This is a genomic window from Gaoshiqia sediminis, assembly GCF_025907915.1.
Taxonomy (GTDB): Bacteria; Bacteroidota; Bacteroidia; order Bacteroidales; family Prolixibacteraceae; genus Gaoshiqia; species Gaoshiqia sediminis.
Genome location: NZ_JAPAAF010000034.1, coordinates 1 through 17,862 on the forward strand (window position 1 = coordinate 1; position 17,862 = coordinate 17,862).

The following is a 17,862-nucleotide window of genomic DNA, read 5'->3' on the forward strand; positions in this document are numbered from 1 at the left end:
AAAGCTCCTCTTTTGGGAGAGAAGCTTTTCGATTATCAGGTGAATTTGATTACATCAGGAAGCTCAACAGAATACCGGCAGCTACGGCAGAACCAATTACACCGGCCACGTTTGGTCCCATGGCGTGCATGAGTAGGTGGTTAGTTTTATCGTACTGAAGACCTATTGTCTGCGAAATGCGGGCGCTGTCAGGAACGGCAGAAACGCCCGAGTTACCGATCAGCGGATTGATTTTGTTTCCTTCTTTCAAAAATAAATTGAGGAATTTAACAAACAATACCCCCATCGTGGTTGCAATAACAAATGAAAGCGCTCCCAAGAAAAAAATACCTACTGACTTCATTGTCAGGAAGGTTGTTGCCTGAGTTGATGCTCCAACTGTTAAGCCAAGCAGAATGGTAACAATATCGATTAGAGGTCCTTTGGCCGTGTCGGCCAAACGTTTCGTAACACCGCATTCTTTCAGCAGATTACCAAAGAATAGCATCCCCAGGAGCGGCATACCACTCGGCACAATAAAAGTCGTGAGCAACATCCCGGTGATGGCAAAGATGACTTTTTCGGTTTTCGAAACGGCGCGCGGCGGTTTCATACGAATTAACCGTTCTCTTTTATTCGTCAGCAGTTTCATAATTGGCGGCTGGATTACAGGTACCAGGGCCATGTATGAATACGCTGAAACAGCAATTGCCCCCATCAGGTCTGGAGCCAGTTTGGATGAAATAAAGATCGCAGTTGGGCCATCGGCACCACCAATGATTCCGATTGCACCAGCTTCGGTAGGGCTAAAGCCCAGGGCGAGCGCAATACAGTAGGCTCCGAAAATACCAAACTGGGCCGCAGCGCCAATTAAAATCAGTTTCGGATTTGAGATCAGCGAGGAGAAATCGGTCATTGCACCAATCCCCAGGAAAATCAGAGGCGGATAAACCCCTTGCGATACACCAAAATACAAGTAGTTTAAAACACTTCCGGATTCGTAAACACCTATCTTAAAGCCAGGTGCAAAGGCCACGTTCCCCACCAGAATACCAAAGCCAATAGGAATCAGTAGCATAGGCTCAAACTCCTTTGCAATAGCCAGATAAATAAAGACCAAACCAATGGCAATCATAACCAGGTGGCCTACCGTCATATTTGCAAAAGCGGTAAACTGGAAGAACTGAGCAATGTTTTCAATGATAAAATCTACGAATGTACCCATATCTTATTCTCCTATTACCATTAACACGTCACCTTCCATGACCGAAGCTCCGGTGTTAACCTTGATTGAAATAACTTTGCCTGCTTTGTCTGCTTCGATATTATTTTCCATTTTCATGGCTTCGAGCATCAACAGTTTTTGTCCTCTTTCGACCTTGTCGCCCTCTTTTACGAAAATTTCCAGGATAACGCCTGGCAGTGGCGACTTGATATTGCCTGCACCTTTAGGTGCCGACGGACTGCTGGTTTTTGCTTCAGTAGGGTGGGTGTCTGTTGAAGGAATAGCTTTCGGACGAACCAGTTTCGGCGTTTTAGACGCTTTAATTTCCTTATCAACTTCAACTTTGTACATTGAACCATTAACTTCGATTTCAGCAATATTGTCTTCAATATTGATAATCTCAGTTTCGTATTGGTTGCCGTTTATAGTAAATTTAAACTTTTTCATTTTTGACGATTATTAGCGGGGAGTTTTTCTTAATGTGTAAATTTTTGAACTCCAGGGCGAATAAGTCCTGGAAACCTTTTTCATGGTCAGCACGGTATTTTCGAAGTCGTGCATTTCGGTTTGGTATAAATACAGGGCCATGGCAATGGCAGCATTTAACTCGCCCGAAATTTCCACTTCAGAAGGAACTACAGCGGCTTCTCCAACTTTTGGTTTGGCTTTCCGCGTACGTGTAAATTGACGCCCAACAAGTTTATAAAAAACATAAAGCAGTGCCAGTGCCGAAAATACCACAAACATGGCCACAAGTGTCATCCCGAAGCCAATCGGGTCCATTTCAACAAATTTCTCCCCGGAAGAAACTTTCCGACTGTGATCGTTATTTGATCCCGGCGTAGTTTTCTCCTTGAATTCCCATTCGTTGGATTCCGGGCTAAGGCGGGCATAAGAAATATCCGGCTGATGTCCGCTGCCGATTTCCAATTTATCGAGCATGGTGCGGCCATTAGCATCAAACAGGGCAATGGTTTTTCCGTTGTCCAAACTAAAGTTCAGGTGGAAAATACCCCTACTTGGATGATTATCGGCAAAAAATACAATAAATCCCCTTGGCGCCATAGCAGTTTCGGGCGTACCTGTCGGAATCCAGTATTTTGTCGGATTATTCAGGTCGTCGGTGATAAAGCAGCCGCCAATATTGATGCTACTATACGAGGAGTTGGTGATCTCAATCCAGCCGCTGCGTTCACCGTATTCGTCAACGTAGTTGGATTCGTTAAATACCAGAACTTCATTAAAACGCAAGTCGGAAGCATTTTGCGCATTCAGCGAATGGCCCGCCACAACCAGCAGTAAAACGACAATCCCGGCAAATAGCTGTTTAATTCTCTTTTGCATGGTCGTTTTTTATAATGGAATATTGGTATGTTTTTTCGGAGGCATAACGTCTTTTTTCGTTGCCAAAGTTTGAAGGGCGCGGATAATCCGGAAACGGGTATTGCGCGGTTCAATCACATCATCGATGTAACCATATTTGGCCGCGTTATATGGGTTCGCAAATTTATCTTTATACTCATCTTCAGCTTGAGCAACAAACTCGGCACGTTCCTGAGCGTTTTCAATCTCCCTGATCTTTTTGCTCTGCAGCACTTCAATAGCACCTTTGGGACCCATTACGGCAATTTCGCCGGTTGGCCACGAGTAGTTGATGTCGCCGCGCAGATGTTTGGAGCTCATCACACAATAAGCGCCACCGTATGATTTTCGAAGAATAACAGTCACTTTAGGAACAGTAGCCTCTCCATACGCAAACAATAACTTGGCACCGTGCGTGATAATGCCGCCGTATTCCTGAGCTGTTCCTGGCAAAAATCCGGGCACATCAACCAAGGTTACGATTGGAATGTTGAAAGCATCGCAAAAACGCACAAAACGGGCTGCTTTACGTGATGCATTAATATCGAGCACCCCGGCCAGATAGTTTGGCTGGTTGGCTACAATTCCGGTTGAAATACCATTGAAACGGCCAAAACCAACAACAATGTTCTGGGCGTAGTTCCGGTGAACTTCCAAAAATTCGTTGTAGTCGGTTATTGAATGAATGACATCTTTTACATCATATGGCTTATTCGGATTATCCGGAATGACCTCGTTCAGGAAATCATCCAGACGGTCGATTGGGTCGTCGCACGGGGCAAGCGGGGCATCTTCGAGGTTATTTTGCGGCAAATAGCTCAACAGCTTGCGGATCAACGCAATTCCTTCCGGTTCATCTTCGGCAATAAAATGAGATACGCCCGATTTAGAACCATGAACGCTTGCTCCACCCAGCTGCTCATCGGTAACATCCTCGCCGGTAACTGTTTTCACCACTTTAGGGCCGGTTACAAACATGTAGCTGGTGTCTTTGCTCATGATGATGTAATCGGTCAGGGCAGGTGAATAAACCGCACCGCCGGCGCAAGGACCAAAAATGGCCGAAATTTGCGGGATTACACCCGATGCCATGATGTTGCGTTCAAAAATTTCAGCATATCCGGCCAAAGCGGTTACACCTTCCTGAATACGGGCGCCACCGGAGTCGTTGATCCCGATAAGCGGAGCTCCAACTTTCAGCGCCATATCCATCACTTTGCATATTTTCTGTGCAAATGTTTCAGACAGCGAGCCGCCGAAAACCGTGAAATCCTGAGAGAAAACATACACGATACGGCCATCGATGGTACCTTGTCCGGTAACAACGCCATCGCCCAGAATCTTAGTTTTTTCGATTCCGAAGTTGTCACAACGGTGTGTGATAAACATGTCGAATTCTTCGAAACTGCCTTCATCCAACAATAAGTCGATTCGTTCGCGGGCAGTTAATTTTCCTTTTTGGTGTTGAGCTTCAATCCGTTTCTCGCCACCCCCCAGTTTGGCCTCTGCGCGGAGGTCAATGAGTTGTTTAATTTTATCCTGATTATTCATTGTTGATATTTGATAGTTGGTAGTTGAAATTTATTCTGAACAAAGCTCAGTTAATACGCCTAAAGTTGCTTTGGGATGAAGGAACCCGATATTTAATCCTTCGGCGCCTTTACGACCGGTTTTATCGATGGCTGCAACGCCTTTTTCCTGCACCTCGCTCAGAGCTTCGTTGACATTGCTGACCGCAAATGCCAGGTGATGGATCCCCTGCCCTTTCTTTTCGATAAATTTTCCTATCGGGCCTTCCGGATCGGTTGATTCCAATAATTCAATTTTGGTATCACCCACTTTAAAGAAGGCTGTTTTTACTTTCTGGTCAGCTACTTCTTCCACGGCGTAGCATGTTAAACCCAGAACATTTTCATAATAAGGAATAGCCTCTTCCAAGCTGTTGACCGCGATTCCAATGTGTTCGATATGTGATATATCCATTTGTTGTGATATTAAATTGTTATAAAAAAATGCTTTCAGTATTTAAGATCGCACAGATAAACTTGATAAAACTTTTTTCTAACAAAAAGCTCAAAAATTCGAAATTACATGTGCGGAATTTTGTGCAGGATACTTAAAATGATGATTTTATCTACTTAAAGTTCCTGTCTAATCAGTTAACGATTAATATGTATTTGTAAAAAAGGCAGGCCTCACGCCTGCCTGTATCTTTGGCAATTTTAAACAGTGGTTTTTCCAACAAAATGGAAATGAGGGCCAAAACGTTCGAATGCAGCTTTGTCAAGCGCCTCCCGATGCTCGGGATGAGCAATAGAAATCAGCAGTTTTGCCCGTTCCTGCAAGGTTTTTCCATACAGGTTGACAGCACCGTATTCGGTAACGATCCAGTGCATATTGGCACGGGTACTTACTACTCCTGAGCCCGGCAACAAAATGGGGCTGATTTTGGAAACTCCTTTAGCAGTAACCGAAGGGATCGCAATAATTGGCTTTCCTCCTTTTGAATATCCGGCACCACGGATGAAGTCAATTTGGCCGCCAACACCAGAATAGTGTGTTGTCCCGATTGAATCCGCACAAACCTGACCCGTCAGGTCGATGGCCAACGCTGAGTTAATTGCTGTAACTTTGTCCAACTGGCGAATGACGGCTACACTGTTGGTGTAACCTACATCCATCATGGCTACCATGGGGTTGTCGTCAATAAAGTCGTACAATTCTTTTGTTCCCATCAGGAACGAAGCGACCATTTTGCCACGGTCGAGGTTTTTATGTTTACCGTTAACGATGCCCTTTTCAACAAGTGGAAGAATACCGTCAGCGAACATTTCGGTGTGTACCCCCAAATCTTTGTGGTTGCCCAGCTGAGCCAGAACGGCATTTGGAATACCGCCAATGCCCATTTGCAGACAAGCGCCATCTTCAACCAGTTCGGCCACATTTTTACCAATGGCGATTTCAGTTTCTGATAAAGGCGCCATGTCGTGAGCATACAGTTCAATGCTGTCTTCCACGAAAATGTCAATCTCGTTGATGTGGATCATGGCATCGCCCCAAGCGCGAGGTACGTTCGGGTTTACAGCAGCGATCACCACATCGGCAGTTTGCACGGCAGCCAGAGTTGCGTCAACCGAAGTCCCCAACGACACGAAGCCGTGTTTATCGGGAGTAGAACACATGATCATGGCCACATTCACTTTTGTGTACCCTTCACGGATCAGTTTTTGGGTTTCGCTGAGGAAAACAGGAATATAGTCGGCATAACCGGCTTGCGTTTGTTTACGCAGGTTTCCGCCAACAAAGAATTGTTCGGGAACGAAAATCCCCTCAAACTCAGGATTGGCATATTCTACTTTGCCTTCAACGTGGATGTGTTGGATTTTTACATCATAAAGTTCTCCGTTACGTCCGCGTTCAACCATCGGTTTTATAAGTGTATGGGGCGTAACAGCCACACTACTCAGATGAACACGATCGCCGGATTTTATCACTTTTACAGCCTCGTCGGGTGTAACGTATTTGATTTGTTTCATAATTGTGAATTAGAATAGATTGCGCTCTGAAATTTGCGGCAAATATAGAAATTTAAAGATGAAAGGCCTTGGAAAGAAGGTTATTTAAACGTGATCTAAGGAAGGGCCGAGCGTATTTAAATTTAATGTTAAGAATGCTTTGAAAAAGCGTTCTAATTTGCAGTATTAGCGGACAATACAATCCTTAATTCTGATTATACAATAAAAAAAGAGCAGATACTTTCAGTCGAATCTGCCCCTCTTCGATGTTATTAGCCGATCAAGCTCAGAATCGTCTCTACGACATTTTTAGCGCCATCGTAAATCTGGTCGATGGTGGCATCGAGCATGTAGCAAGGCGAGGTTACCAACTTATACCTTGGATCCACCACTACATCTCCGTGAGAAGAAGGAATATGCTTTCCGCCCATCTTTTTAATTGCTTCAGCAGTGTCAAGGTCCTGCCCGATGGTGACTTCGGCATCGCCCAGGATTTTGGCAATTACTACCGGTGAAATACATAAAGCGCCGATCGGTTTACCGGCATCCACGGTGGTTTTAACTGCCCTTTCAACATCGGCATTAACCGTGCAATTGGACCCGTAGAAGGCAAAATTGCTCAGGTTTTTAGCTACCCCAAACCCGCCCGGAAAGATCAGCGCGTCAAAACCGGCAGGTGTATAATCTTTCAGGTCTTTGATTTTTCCACGGGCTATCCGGGCCGATTCAACCAATACATTTCGGTTTTCATCTGTCGCTTCACCCGTAAGGTGATTGACAACGTGGGCCTGCGGAATATTGGGAGCAAAAATTTCGTATTGTGCTCCCGCACGTGCGACAGCCAGAATGGTGAGGATTGCTTCATGAATTTCGGCGCCATCAAACACCCCACAGCCGGACAAAACGATTGCTATTTTCTTTGTTTCGGACATCATGTTTAATTTTTGGTTTCCTAAAATTACACATTTTCGAAGAACCGGCCTTCCTGAATTTTCAATTCAAGGACATGCCAACTACTGCTGTAGAATGAATCCTCCCCCTCCTCAAAACCAAAATTCTTTTGATCATTGACTTTTCCCTTTTTACTTTTCTAACTGATATCCTCCAAATTGTAGGGTGTTTCCTGGTACACGTAATAGTTCAGCCAATTATTAAACAGCAGGTTGGCAGCCGACCTCCATCTCAACACCGGTTTCTTTTCCGGGTCGTCATCCGGATAATAATTTTTGGGGATCTCGATAGGCATATTTTTGGATAAATCCCGTTTGTATTCATTATTTAATGTATCGCGCGAGTACTCGGCATGTCCGGTGATGAAAATCTGACGCCCGTTTTTGGCCATCACCATGTTCACCCCGGAATCTTCGGATGACGAAATGATTTCCAATTCGGAAACCTTAACGATGTCCTCGGCCCTGATTTCAGTATGCCGGGAATGGGGTACGTAATATTCATCGTCGAACCCCCTAAAAATGGGCAATTTGTTGTCTGAAACCTGGTGTTTGAACACGCCAAACATTTTTTTGCTTAACGGATATTTCGGAATGCCGTAAAAATGGAACAAGGCGGCTTGCGATGCCCAACAAATAAAAAACGATGATGTTACATGGTGAACCGACCAATCTAAAATTTCTTTCATTTCCCCCCAATAAGTTACCTCTTCAAAAGGAAGGTGTTCCACCGGGGCGCCTGTAATGATCATGCCATCATATTTTTTGTTTTTTATCTGGTCAAACGTTTTATAAAACATCCTCATGTGTTCGGCCGGTGTGTTTTTATGCTCGTGATCCTTGATTTTCAGAAAATCAATTTCAATTTGTAGCGGCGAATTGGATAAAACCCGCAGCAAATCAGTTTCTGTCGTAATTTTCAAGGGCATCAGGTTAAGTATGACAATTTTTAAGGGTCGGATATCCTGATGGCTAGCCCGGGTTTCGTCAATCACAAAAATGTTTTCCTTGAGCAACAACTCAATGGCCGGTAATTTATCCGGAATATTTAATGGCATAATCTGTATTTTTTAGAATTAAATCCCGGATGCTTTCGCACCCGGGAAAGGTATCTTGTTAACCGATTTTAGACAGTGCTTGTTCAAAATCGGCAATGATATCATCAATATGCTCCAGCCCCACTGAAACACGCAGCTGCGACGGATAAACGCCGGCCGCCACTTGAGCTTCGGCAGATAGCTGCTGGTGAGTGGTTGCTGCGGGCTGGATGATCAGCGTTTTTGCATCGCCGACATTGGCCAGGTGGCTGACCAATTCGAGACTGTCAACTACTTTTTTGGCTTCATCAATTCCACCTTTAACCGTAAATGAAAGCATACTGCCCGGGCCTTTCGGGAAATATTTCTTTGCCAATTCGTAGGATGGATTGCTTTTCAAACCCGGATAATTCACACTCGCTACGGTTGGATGATTTTCAAGCCAAACGGCCAGTTTCTGTGCATTTTCCACATGCCTGTCCATGCGCAAAGATAGTGTTTCCAAACCTTGCAGCAACAGGAACGAATTGAACGGACTAATAGCAGGGCCAAAATCGCGCAGCCCTTCAACCCGCGCTTTAATGATGAAGGCAATGTTTCCAAACGGCCCGTCGAAGTTAAAGATGTCCCAAAACTTCAGGCCATGATAACCTTCGGAAGGCTCGGTGAACCCTGGAAATTTGCCATTGCCCCAGTTATAGTTTCCGGCGTCCACAATTACGCCGCCAATGCTGGTGCCATGTCCGCCAATCCATTTGGTGGCCGATTCAACCACAATGTTTGCCCCATGTTCAATGGGGCGGAACAGATATCCCCCACCCGCAAAGGTATTGTCAACCACCAACGGAATGTCGTATTTCCTGGCCAACGCAGCAATGGCGTCAAAGTCGGGAATAACATACCCAGGGTTACCGATGGTTTCGAGGTAGATCAGTTTTGTTTTCCCGTCAATCAGTTTTTCAAACGATTCGGGCTTCAAATCTTCCGTCAAACGGGCCTCAATACCTTGCTTTTTAAACGAAACCGTAAATTGGTTGTATGTTCCCCCATATAAAAACGGCGAACTGACAAAGTTATCGCCCATATCAAGTAAGGTGTTGAAGACCAGAAACTGGGCCGCATGACCGGAAGCAACAGCCAGGGCAGCAACTCCACCTTCCAAAGCGGCAATACGCTGTTCAAACACATCCGAAGTGGGATTCATAATCCGGGTATAAATGTTTCCGAATTCTTTCAACCCGAATAAATTGGCAGCATGGTCCGCATCTTTAAACACGTACGAACTTGTTTGGTAGATGGGGACCGCGCGCGAGCCTGTTGTAGGATCGGGCTGCTGACCTGCATGTAATTGCAGTGTTTCAAATTTTAAGTTTTTGGTAGTCATTGTACTAATTTTTAGATATTGCTATGAAAAAAATATTCTATGGATTTCCTGTATCGCTTTCACTTTGTCCTGCTCGTCAACAACCAGGTAGCTGACCAGATCCGAGGCCCCCGAACCGCTTAGCAGCACATTGATTTTGTTTTTTGCCACGGCCGAAAACAACTGGGCCGAAATCCCGTGGTGTTGCTGCATGCCGTGACCGACAATGGCAATCAGCGAAACATGTTCGGCTGTTTCTACCTGCCCAACAGAAGGCAAATCTACTTCCTGTAACAGTTGTCGTGCCCGTTGGATAGAAGCTTTATCGAGAAGAATGTTGATGCTGGTTTGTGCCGTAATGACCGAGCGGATATTGATGTGATGGTTGCTGAAAGCAGTTGTCACTTTTGCCAAAATGCCGGGTTTAAATCCAACCCCCGGGCCATTCAGCTTCAAAATGGCAATATCGTCCGTATGGGCAACACTTTTCACCACCTGGGGAGCCACAGTACTTTTCGAATTAATTTTTGTCCGAAGTATTTTTTCGCCGTTTAACAACTCGAAAATATGAATCGGAAGGTGCTTTTCAATCAACGGTTCCACAATACGCGGATGGATTCCCGAATAGTTGAAATAAGAAAGCTCGGAGGCTTCGGCATAGGTCAAACTTTCGATATAAGCCGGATTTGGGACAAAACGGTCATCGGCGGTTTTAAAAGGTGTGCTGATTTGCCACAGTTCGAGCCGGTCGGCATCCAAAATTGAGGCCAGGGCTGCTGCTGTATAGTCGGCTGCCCGATGCCCGGTCCGTGCTATTTTCCCCTGGCTGGTGATCCCGAACGATCCTGGCACCAGGTTAATTTTCCCCCAGGGAAACGAGGTGACCGACGGTCCGGAAAGATCGGTAAGGATGCTGGCATTGCCGTATTCTTCGGTAACCTGCAAGCCCAACTCTTCGGGAGAAACTAATTTGGCATCTACCCCGTGACGTTGAAGGATTTCGGCCAATAGGGACGTTGTCAGCTTTTCACCAAACGAAAGAACCTGATCATGAAGTGCCAGCGAAAAATCGCCTGTAAAATGAATCCCCTTCAGCAACACCTCCAGTTTGGTCAATAATGGCTCCAAGACGGTTAAACCGTCCAATGCAAACTGTTTTTTTATCCGATCAATTTCACTGTTTAATGCAGCTAAAATCAACGCAGGCTCACTAATTGCAACACTAAGTGTTTTAATCCCTTTGGTTAATATGGTCTGTATTTCACTGGTTGCCGAAACAGTAAGAATATGTCGTGTTTCCGTTTGCTGAAGCAGGCTCACCAAGGTTGAAATAACTTGCGGTTCTTTTAAATTATTACCGCCAAACCTTACAATGCAATTTTGCATATGATGAATTTGTAAAAGTAAATTTGAGGAAAATTAACGCTGGAAATTTTGCACGCCTCCAAACCGCATTCAACCGAATACCGAATGAAGGCTATCGCATACACATAGACATCGACGGCATGGCAACAACAGCACAACCCAGGGAACGGGTTGAAGAAATGTAACGATATGTTTTGCTGTTATTCACGTCTAAAATGCCTTTAAGTGCTACAAACCTAGAAAAATGTTTTTATATAAACAACGTCGATTTAGAAAATGTTTAAATAAGAATGAGATCCGGAGTATAAAAAGTTGAACTCATTTCTGATCCGGTTACTCGCATTTCCCATACTCTCCTTTTCATTATCTGCTGATCATACATGTGACCTGAACTATTGAATTCCATTTTTACTATTACCTTTGTCATCCTATTTTTTTTCACATTTCAGGTTATGTTGATTTTAATTGGAATATTAGTGACTCTGGCCGTTGCAGTGGCGTTGGCAACGTGGTTATCAAACAAATACGGCAAAAAAGAACCGGAACAGGAACAAACTCCTGCTGAAGTGCCGTTGGATTGTTGCGGAGCACACGAGGTATGCGAATTTGAGGAAATGCGCAATACACCTGACAAAATTCTGTATTTTGAAGATGAAGAACTGGACCGTTTTCAGGGTATTTCGGCCGATCAGTACCAGGACGAGCAAATTGAAGAATTCCGCGACGTGATGTACACGTTAAAAAGTGACGAACTGAAAATGTGGCTGGTAAGCATCGAACGGCGCAACATTCAGTTGCCTTTAATCCTGAGGCAGGAAGCCGTTCAATTAATCGCCGAAGGTTAAGTATTCGGAGCTTCCACAAAGATTTTTACTAGCTGAAAACCGGTTTGACGTAATTTCTCCTGCAAATATCAACGGGAATATGAAACCTGAATTGAATTTCAGTTTACAACCGGATACACATCCGATCATCACCCGGAGGTCGGCAATCCTTTCAACAAAATAGGTCAAAGTTTTATTTGGCCCAGGCATTCTCAGCTTTGGTTAAGGCAATCCTACATGCTTTTTTTGGGAAAGTCAAATCGGTAAGCCCATGTCTTCTCCGGTAAGGATATTCTGTTGTCTGGTAGCCTCATTCTCTTTTCTGGTAGAGGCATTCTCCTTTCTGGTAGAGGCATTCTCCTTTCTGGTAGCCTCATTCCCCTCTCTGGTAACCTCATTCTCCTCTCTGGTAACCTCATTCTCCTCTCTGGTAGCCTCATTCCCCTCTCTGGTAGAGGTATTCTCGTTTCTGGTAGCCTCATTCCCTTGAGAATTTGGTAAAAAGGATTAGTTTTTGATCGAATAAGGCCAGGAACAGGTAAAATGAACGATTTTGAACCGAAAAAAATCTTTCAAATGCTTTTTGCAAGCCCCACCCGAGCTTGTTTCGGGGTTAACCTCTCCGTAACCACCCTCCGGGCGCCGCAGTTTTCGTACAACCTGCGGGGTAAGGTTGCATGCAGTACAAACAAAAAGAGGCTGAACCGTAGCAGGTCAGCCTCTTCACTTTAGAAAAAAGTAAAACTATCTAATAGTCACAACAACGGGATTACTCAGTTTTTCAGCTTCTCCGGAAATGTATTTTTCAAATTCGCTGATTTCTTTCCACTTCGGATTTTCCAATCCCCAAACAGCGAAGAAGAAATGACGGGCCGGAACATCGTTGGTGATTTTTTGCGCCAAATAATACGTTTCGGAAATCACCTGACTGAAATTCTTCTCCGGAACGGTTTGGTATCCCAGCTCAAAAAAGTTGATATCAGTCGTGCGGTCAATCCGTGTAACCTCGTCGGCTTTGGCCAACACAGCCATGCCCAGTTCGTCGTTGTTCAGCGACTGCACATCCAGGGTAGCAATGGCCTTGTACACATCGGCATCAAACTGGAAGGGCTCATTTTTCAGCAAACTGGTCACAATTCCGGTTACTACTTGCTTTTCGCCGGTAAACCCGGAAACTGTCACATCCGACTGGAACCAGTATTTTCCGGGATAGATACTCACCCGCTCAACTGCCGACAGGTTTTGTCCGTCCACATCCCATCCACCGTACTTTAGGTCAAAAACCGAACGCACCGGACCTTCAACAATTTTCTGATATTCGTAGGTTTCGGTTGATCCCAATCGATAAAGCGAATCATTTTCGAGCAGAGCCAGTCCACCCGATCCCAATGAACTTCCACAGTGCAGCACATCCATTCCCCAATCGGCCAACGTATGGTAATCGCCCAGCTCGGGAGTATGGATCTTGTCGAGCACCATGTCCGGTTTCAGTTTTCCGTACAGGTCTTTCACATTACGCACATCGAAATAGCAGCGGAAGCCCATTTTATCGTTTTCCCAGCTCACACTTTCGCCTTGCGCTATAATCTCAAAACCATCTTTATTGTCGGGTGCCAGGTAGTAATCCACCTCTTTAAAGGTATGATCTCCCTGGTCGATACCCAAACGAAGATTGGTACGCTTTGTGAATTCGGGGTATTCGGCAGGATCAACAAAATCAACGGCCAGAGTCAGCTCTTCCTTTGGTTGAAGACTGACCAGTACAGCCAACTCGTCCCATTCACCGTCGCCGTCCAGGTCGTCAACCTGTGATGCCAAAAGTTGCTCACCGTTTTTCACCACCGGCACAAACGAAGCCTGTGCAGGTGTGAATGAACCTTCCAAACTAGCCCGCTCAATAACAACCACTTCATCTGCACGGACCTGATCAAGCGGGTTGGTCAGCACCAGCTTTTTGTCTTGCTGGCAAGACATGGTCACCAGTGCGGCGCCAACCGCAAGAATTAATCTGATTTTCATGGCAACAACTATCTATTAAAGGTCGTTTTCGCCTTTCACGTAACCGAAGTTGGCCAGGATACCGCCATCAACAAACAAAATATGTCCGTTTACAAAATTGCTGGCTTCGGATGCCAGGAACAGGGCGGCATTCGCCACATCTTCAGGCTCGCCCCAGCGTCCGGCCGGCGTACGGGTCATTACCAGGTCGTTGAATGGATGTCCGTTTTCGCGGATGGGGGCAGTTTGCGAAGTAGCAATGTAGCCTGGTCCAATGCCGTTTATTTGCAGGTTGTATTTTGCCCATTCGCAGCACATGTTGGCGGTAAGCAGTTTTAAACCACCTTTGGCCGAAGCGTAAGCCGAAACCGAGTTCCGTCCGTAAATACTCATCATCGAGCACATATTGATGATTTTACCCGAGCGTTTGGCAATCATGCCCGGAGCAACACGTTTGGCAACAATCAGCGGCGCAACCAAGTCAACATCAATAACCTGCTTGAAGTCGCTGATTGGCATATCCAAAATAGGGACACGCTTAATAATACCGGCATTATTTACCAGAATATCAACCGGGCCGACTTCTTTTTCAATTTCCGAGATGCCACGATCAACGTCTGCTTCATCGGTTACATCGAATTTCAGCGCCAAAACGTCGATGCCATCTTTTTTATATTCTTCGCGGCAAGCTTCCAGTTTTTCACCCGAAAGGTCGTTTACACAAATTTTTGCACCTGCTTTACCAAGCACTTTGCCAATTGCCATACCAATTCCGTGGGTCCCGCCGGTAATCAGGGCAACTTTTCCGGTCAAATCAAATAATTCGTTCATTGCATTTTCAATTTTAAATTTGGAAAAGATTAGTCAACCTTCCGTTCGTTATTATCTTAATTCATTGGGTTTAATCACATCCATATCGGTATAATCGAGGTTTTCGCCTGCCATACCCCAAATGAAGATGTAATTGCTGGTCCCGGCAGCTGAATGAATTGACCAGGTAGGTGAAATTACCGCTTGTTCGTTGCTCATCCACAGGTGGCGAGTTTCGTTGGGTTGACCCATAAAATGACAAACAGCCTGTCCTTCGGGGACATTGAAATAGAAGTAAACCTCGTTGCGGCGGCTGTGGGTGTGTGCGGGCATGGTGTTCCATACGCTGCCCGGTTTCAGTTCGGTCATTCCCATCTGCAATTGGCAGGTTTCTACCACAGTATTAATAAGCAACTGATTGATGTCGCGTTCATTTGACGTTTCCAGTGATCCCAGGTGCAGAACATTTGCATCTTTCAGAGTGACATGTTTCACAGGAAATTCTTTATGCGCCGGGGCCGAGTTCAGGTAAAAACGAGCTGGATTGGAAGCATCGGATGAAGAAAAAACGATTTCTTTTTTGCCGCGGCCAATGTACAAAGCATCTTTGAAGTCGAGCACATATTCAGTTCCGTCAACCGTTACCGAGCCTTTTGCGCCAACATTGATGATACCCACCTCCCGGCGTTTGCAAAAATATTCAGACTTTAGGGCGTCCACTGTTTCCAGCTTGAGCGGCTCGGAAACCGGTACAATCCCACCTACAATATAGCGTTCAATATGTGAGTAAACCAGACGGATATTCCCTTCGTCCATCAACTTTTCCACTAAAAACTCTTTCCGAATTCTTTCGGTATCATACTGCTTGAAATCCTGTGGATTGTAAGCATAACGTTCTTCAAAAAATGTCGCCATAACTTTCTGATTTTAATTTTTCAAGGCAAATATAAGATTTAAAGAGAAAAAATGCAATCGATTGCGCATAAAAATTTTAATTTAGCATAGATTCAAAATTTATTGGCATATTTGCATGAATTTTTTTACAAAATGGACGAAAAGGCATCAGTTACCATACACGATATTGCACGCGAGTTGAAGATTTCAGCATCAACTGTATCACGCGCGTTGAACGATAACCCGCGTATTAGCCAGGCTACGAAAGATAAAATCAAATCGTTGGCCCTGAAAATGGGTTATCAGCCCAACATTATCGCGTCCAATTTGCGAAACCAAAAAACCAACACCATTGGTATCGTGGTTCCACTTATTAACCGGCATTTCTTTTCATCCTTTATTTCCGGTGTCGAAGATGTAGCTTTTGCATCGGGATACAATGTTATTATTTCTCAATCAAACGATCTGCTGGAAAAGGAGAAGAAAATCGTCCAATCACTTTTTTCAAACAGGGTGGACGGGCTGATTGCCTCGCTTAGCATGCAAACTAACGAGTTTGATCATTTTCAACTATTTACAAACAAAAATATACCGCTCGTATTTTTCGACCGGGTGGTACCGGAACTCGAAGCCCACAAAATTGTGGTGGATGATTTTGCAGTCGGCTTCAAAGCGACACAGCACCTGATTGACCAGGGCTATCGGCGCATTGCCCACTTGGCCGGGCCAACCGTGCTGAACACTTACCACGACCGTATGGAGGGCTACAAAGAAGCTTTGCGGAAAAATAACCTGACGGTAGAAGACGAGCTGATTATTTTCAATCGGCTAACACGGATGGACGGCCAGGAGGCCATCAAACAATTGCTGGCACTTCCCCACCCTCCTGATGCTGTTTTCTGCGGAAACGACACCTCGGCTCTGAGTATGATGGTATATATGAAGAAAATCGGCATTCGGATCCCGGAAGATTTCGGATTAATCGGGTTTAGCAACGAACCTTTTTCGGAAGTGGTGACCCCATCCATTTCAACCTTGCAACAACCGGCTTTTGAAATGGGTTTGAAAGCTGCCGAATTGCTCATTCGCGAAATTGAAACCAAAAATAAAACCCAGAATTACCAAACCATCACCATGCCAACCGAACTGGTTATTCGCGAATCTTCGCTCCGGAATGCTCCCCGATCTGCATAATCTTTTGCTTTTTACCCGGGTACAGTTCACTAGGGTTTACGCTTCCGTTCTGCTCTAAATTAAAGTGGCATTCGTCCGGTTTTACTTCATTCTTCGAACATTTTCTGCCTCTCGATATCTTGCTTTTATTCGATAAAGATATTGTATAGCAACACCATACCTATTTCTTCACCGAGGGCAATTGTTAAATTTTTACAAAAATCAAAAAAAACTTCCTTACATTTTTCATTTTGAACTATTGCTCACTATCTTTGTATTGATCAAATGTTCATTACTATGCCCAGAAGAAAACGCCATAGACGAATCTCCGGACCACCTGAAAGCAAAGGCTTTCAGACTATCGGAAACTTGGGAAGGCAGCGAGAACCCATTTGGATGAGCTACGAAGAATACGAAGCAATTCGCTTGAATGATTATTTAAAACTGGGTCAGGAAGACGGGGCCGGACAAATGGATGTTTCCCGTTCAACCTTTGCCCGTATTTATGATTCGGCCCGAAAAAAAGTGGCCCGATCATTAGTAGAGGGCAGGCCAATTGTATTCAGTGGCGGTGATGTTTATTTTAACCATCCGGCGTTTCGGTGTAAGAAATGTGCCAATTGGTTTCGGAATTCCTCTGCAGGAAAAAAGCCCGACAATTGCACTATTTGCAGCTCAACCGATATTGAACAATTCCATGAGAATGTCAATTACAAATTCAATTCATAACGCATTAATTTTTAAACTATGAAAATTGCCATTACCGCATCGGAGAATAAGCCCGAAGCCAAACTGGACAGCCGGTTTGGCCGGTGCGCCTATTTTGCCATCTACGATACCGAAAACGGATCGACCGAGTTCATTCAAAATCCAAACAAGGAAAGCGTCGAAGGAGCTGGTCCCGCCTCGGTACAGCTCATTGCTTCAAAAGGCGTTAAACAAATAATATCGGGCGAATTTGGCGGAAAAGTAAAATCTATTTTGGAGAGTCTCCAGATTCAAATGATCATGTTTAACGGACCTGAAAAATCTGTCGATGAAATTATAAAACTGATCAACCAAAATTAACCAACCTGAAAGGAGGTGAGTATGCCTGGATTTAACAGAAGAGGGCCACAAGGAGAGGGTCCTATGACCGGACGGGGAAGAGGCCGCTGTGCAAACAGGGGCAACATTCCTTCAGAAAAAAATTCCGGATCAGCACAAAATCAAAATCCCGATGCAATATCTGATGATGCAGCCTTTGGAAACAGAGGATTTGGATTTGGTCTCGGATTGAAACGAGGACGCTGGCTTGGACGCGGTTTTCGCAACCGCTGGTAATCCATGTTTGTAAACCAGTCGGCAGCCCGGCGAACGTGTTGCCG

General features: G+C 44.9%; 19 protein-coding genes. 5 read left to right on the plus strand and 14 right to left on the minus strand.

Going from position 1 to position 17,862, the window contains the following annotated elements; genetic code table 11:
• Positions 1 to 49: 49 nt before the first annotated feature.
• From N2K84_RS16345 to N2K84_RS16390, 10 genes are all read right to left on the minus strand, one after another.
• Complete coding sequence (locus tag N2K84_RS16345) at positions 50 to 1,204, minus strand: sodium ion-translocating decarboxylase subunit beta (RefSeq protein ID WP_282592904.1); 1,155 nt, start codon at positions 1,202 to 1,204, stop codon at positions 50 to 52.
• A gap of 3 nt (positions 1,205 to 1,207) precedes the next feature.
• Positions 1,208 to 1,651: an acetyl-CoA carboxylase biotin carboxyl carrier protein gene (locus tag N2K84_RS16350; protein ID WP_282592905.1), complete on the minus strand. Its 444-nt coding sequence runs from the start codon at positions 1,649 to 1,651 to the stop codon at positions 1,208 to 1,210.
• 12 nt (positions 1,652 to 1,663) lie between these two features.
• Entirely contained in the window at positions 1,664 to 2,548 is an 885-nt protein-coding gene (locus tag N2K84_RS16355) for an OadG family transporter subunit (protein ID WP_282592906.1), read from the minus strand.
• 9 nt (positions 2,549 to 2,557) lie between these two features.
• Positions 2,558 to 4,117, minus strand: a complete 1,560-nt coding sequence (locus tag N2K84_RS16360) for an acyl-CoA carboxylase subunit beta (RefSeq protein WP_282592907.1) — start codon at positions 4,115 to 4,117, stop codon at positions 2,558 to 2,560.
• A gap of 30 nt (positions 4,118 to 4,147) precedes the next feature.
• Positions 4,148 to 4,549 (minus strand): methylmalonyl-CoA epimerase, encoded by a 402-nt coding sequence (gene mce / locus N2K84_RS16365; RefSeq protein ID WP_282592908.1) that lies wholly within the window; start codon positions 4,547 to 4,549, stop codon positions 4,148 to 4,150.
• A 239-nt stretch (positions 4,550 to 4,788) separates the two neighbouring features.
• On the minus strand, positions 4,789 to 6,102 hold the full coding sequence (locus N2K84_RS16370) for an acetyl-CoA hydrolase/transferase family protein (protein ID WP_282592909.1): 1,314 nt from the start codon (positions 6,100 to 6,102) through the stop codon (positions 4,789 to 4,791).
• A 251-nt stretch (positions 6,103 to 6,353) separates the two neighbouring features.
• Complete coding sequence (gene elbB, locus N2K84_RS16375) at positions 6,354 to 7,016, minus strand: isoprenoid biosynthesis glyoxalase ElbB (protein ID WP_282592910.1); 663 nt, start codon at positions 7,014 to 7,016, stop codon at positions 6,354 to 6,356.
• A 155-nt stretch (positions 7,017 to 7,171) separates the two neighbouring features.
• Positions 7,172 to 8,089: a homoserine O-acetyltransferase MetA gene (metA, locus tag N2K84_RS16380; RefSeq protein WP_282592911.1), complete on the minus strand. Its 918-nt coding sequence runs from the start codon at positions 8,087 to 8,089 to the stop codon at positions 7,172 to 7,174.
• 58 nt (positions 8,090 to 8,147) lie between these two features.
• Complete coding sequence (locus tag N2K84_RS16385; RefSeq protein WP_282592912.1) at positions 8,148 to 9,452, minus strand: O-acetylhomoserine aminocarboxypropyltransferase/cysteine synthase family protein; 1,305 nt, start codon at positions 9,450 to 9,452, stop codon at positions 8,148 to 8,150.
• A 21-nt stretch (positions 9,453 to 9,473) separates the two neighbouring features.
• Entirely contained in the window at positions 9,474 to 10,817 is a 1,344-nt protein-coding gene (locus N2K84_RS16390) for an aspartate kinase (protein ID WP_282592913.1), read from the minus strand.
• A gap of 431 nt (positions 10,818 to 11,248) precedes the next feature.
• Here N2K84_RS16390 and N2K84_RS16395 point away from each other — a divergent pair, with 431 nt between their 5' ends.
• Positions 11,249 to 11,641 carry a hypothetical protein gene (locus N2K84_RS16395; RefSeq protein ID WP_282592914.1) on the plus strand — a complete coding sequence of 131 codons (393 nt, stop codon included), beginning with the start codon at positions 11,249 to 11,251 and terminating at the stop codon, positions 11,639 to 11,641.
• Between the two features lie 212 nt (positions 11,642 to 11,853).
• Here N2K84_RS16395 and N2K84_RS16400 read toward each other — a convergent pair whose 3' ends face one another.
• From N2K84_RS16400 to kduI, 4 genes are all read right to left on the minus strand, one after another.
• The gene (locus N2K84_RS16400; RefSeq protein ID WP_282592915.1) at positions 11,854 to 12,102 is read right to left on the minus strand and encodes a hypothetical protein; all 249 of its coding nucleotides are present in this window, start codon (positions 12,100 to 12,102) and stop codon (positions 11,854 to 11,856) included.
• 262 nt (positions 12,103 to 12,364) lie between these two features.
• A complete protein-coding gene (locus tag N2K84_RS16405) occupies positions 12,365 to 13,639 on the minus strand; it encodes a DUF4861 domain-containing protein (protein ID WP_282592916.1) in 1,275 nt (424 codons plus the stop codon).
• A gap of 15 nt (positions 13,640 to 13,654) precedes the next feature.
• Positions 13,655 to 14,449: a gluconate 5-dehydrogenase gene (locus N2K84_RS16410; protein ID WP_282592917.1), complete on the minus strand. Its 795-nt coding sequence runs from the start codon at positions 14,447 to 14,449 to the stop codon at positions 13,655 to 13,657.
• 51 nt (positions 14,450 to 14,500) lie between these two features.
• Positions 14,501 to 15,343, minus strand: a complete 843-nt coding sequence (kduI, locus tag N2K84_RS16415; protein WP_282592918.1) for a 5-dehydro-4-deoxy-D-glucuronate isomerase — start codon at positions 15,341 to 15,343, stop codon at positions 14,501 to 14,503.
• A 132-nt stretch (positions 15,344 to 15,475) separates the two neighbouring features.
• Here kduI and N2K84_RS16420 point away from each other — a divergent pair, with 132 nt between their 5' ends.
• The 4 genes from N2K84_RS16420 (at position 15,476) to N2K84_RS20565 (ending at position 17,818) form a co-directional block, all read left to right on the plus strand.
• Entirely contained in the window at positions 15,476 to 16,516 is a 1,041-nt protein-coding gene (locus N2K84_RS16420; RefSeq protein WP_282592919.1) for a LacI family DNA-binding transcriptional regulator, read from the plus strand.
• 276 nt (positions 16,517 to 16,792) lie between these two features.
• Positions 16,793 to 17,224, plus strand: a complete 432-nt coding sequence (locus N2K84_RS16425) for a DUF134 domain-containing protein (protein WP_282592920.1) — start codon at positions 16,793 to 16,795, stop codon at positions 17,222 to 17,224.
• Positions 17,225 to 17,242: 18 nt separating this feature from the next.
• Positions 17,243 to 17,563 carry a NifB/NifX family molybdenum-iron cluster-binding protein gene (locus N2K84_RS16430; protein WP_282592921.1) on the plus strand — a complete coding sequence of 107 codons (321 nt, stop codon included), beginning with the start codon at positions 17,243 to 17,245 and terminating at the stop codon, positions 17,561 to 17,563.
• Between the two features lie 21 nt (positions 17,564 to 17,584).
• The gene (locus tag N2K84_RS20565; RefSeq protein WP_428221996.1) at positions 17,585 to 17,818 is read left to right on the plus strand and encodes a DUF5320 domain-containing protein; all 234 of its coding nucleotides are present in this window, start codon (positions 17,585 to 17,587) and stop codon (positions 17,816 to 17,818) included.
• Positions 17,819 to 17,862 lie beyond the last annotated feature (44 nt).

Excerpts from the sequence above, each read along its gene's own strand:
- N2K84_RS16345 (WP_282592904.1), bottom strand. The coding sequence starts at position 1,204 with ATGGGTACATTCGTAGATTTTATCATTGAAAACATTGCTCAGTTCTTC.
- N2K84_RS16350 (WP_282592905.1), bottom strand. The coding sequence starts at position 1,651 with ATGAAAAAGTTTAAATTTACTATAAACGGCAACCAATACGAAACTGAG.
- N2K84_RS16355 (WP_282592906.1), bottom strand. The coding sequence starts at position 2,548 with ATGCAAAAGAGAATTAAACAGCTATTTGCCGGGATTGTCGTTTTACTG.
- N2K84_RS16360 (WP_282592907.1), bottom strand. The coding sequence starts at position 4,117 with ATGAATAATCAGGATAAAATTAAACAACTCATTGACCTCCGCGCAGAG.
- mce (WP_282592908.1), bottom strand. The coding sequence starts at position 4,549 with ATGGATATATCACATATCGAACACATTGGAATCGCGGTCAACAGCTTG.
- N2K84_RS16370 (WP_282592909.1), bottom strand. The coding sequence starts at position 6,102 with ATGAAACAAATCAAATACGTTACACCCGACGAGGCTGTAAAAGTGATA.
- elbB (WP_282592910.1), bottom strand. The coding sequence starts at position 7,016 with ATGATGTCCGAAACAAAGAAAATAGCAATCGTTTTGTCCGGCTGTGGG.
- metA (WP_282592911.1), bottom strand. The coding sequence starts at position 8,089 with ATGCCATTAAATATTCCGGATAAATTACCGGCCATTGAGTTGTTGCTC.
- N2K84_RS16385 (WP_282592912.1), bottom strand. The coding sequence starts at position 9,452 with ATGACTACCAAAAACTTAAAATTTGAAACACTGCAATTACATGCAGGT.
- N2K84_RS16390 (WP_282592913.1), bottom strand. The coding sequence starts at position 10,817 with ATGCAAAATTGCATTGTAAGGTTTGGCGGTAATAATTTAAAAGAACCG.
- N2K84_RS16395 (WP_282592914.1), top strand. The coding sequence starts at position 11,249 with ATGTTGATTTTAATTGGAATATTAGTGACTCTGGCCGTTGCAGTGGCG.
- N2K84_RS16400 (WP_282592915.1), bottom strand. The coding sequence starts at position 12,102 with ATGAGGCTACCAGAAACGAGAATACCTCTACCAGAGAGGGGAATGAGG.
- N2K84_RS16405 (WP_282592916.1), bottom strand. The coding sequence starts at position 13,639 with ATGAAAATCAGATTAATTCTTGCGGTTGGCGCCGCACTGGTGACCATG.
- N2K84_RS16410 (WP_282592917.1), bottom strand. The coding sequence starts at position 14,449 with ATGAACGAATTATTTGATTTGACCGGAAAAGTTGCCCTGATTACCGGC.
- kduI (WP_282592918.1), bottom strand. The coding sequence starts at position 15,343 with ATGGCGACATTTTTTGAAGAACGTTATGCTTACAATCCACAGGATTTC.
- N2K84_RS16420 (WP_282592919.1), top strand. The coding sequence starts at position 15,476 with ATGGACGAAAAGGCATCAGTTACCATACACGATATTGCACGCGAGTTG.
- N2K84_RS16425 (WP_282592920.1), top strand. The coding sequence starts at position 16,793 with ATGCCCAGAAGAAAACGCCATAGACGAATCTCCGGACCACCTGAAAGC.
- N2K84_RS16430 (WP_282592921.1), top strand. The coding sequence starts at position 17,243 with ATGAAAATTGCCATTACCGCATCGGAGAATAAGCCCGAAGCCAAACTG.
- N2K84_RS20565 (WP_428221996.1), top strand. The coding sequence starts at position 17,585 with ATGCCTGGATTTAACAGAAGAGGGCCACAAGGAGAGGGTCCTATGACC.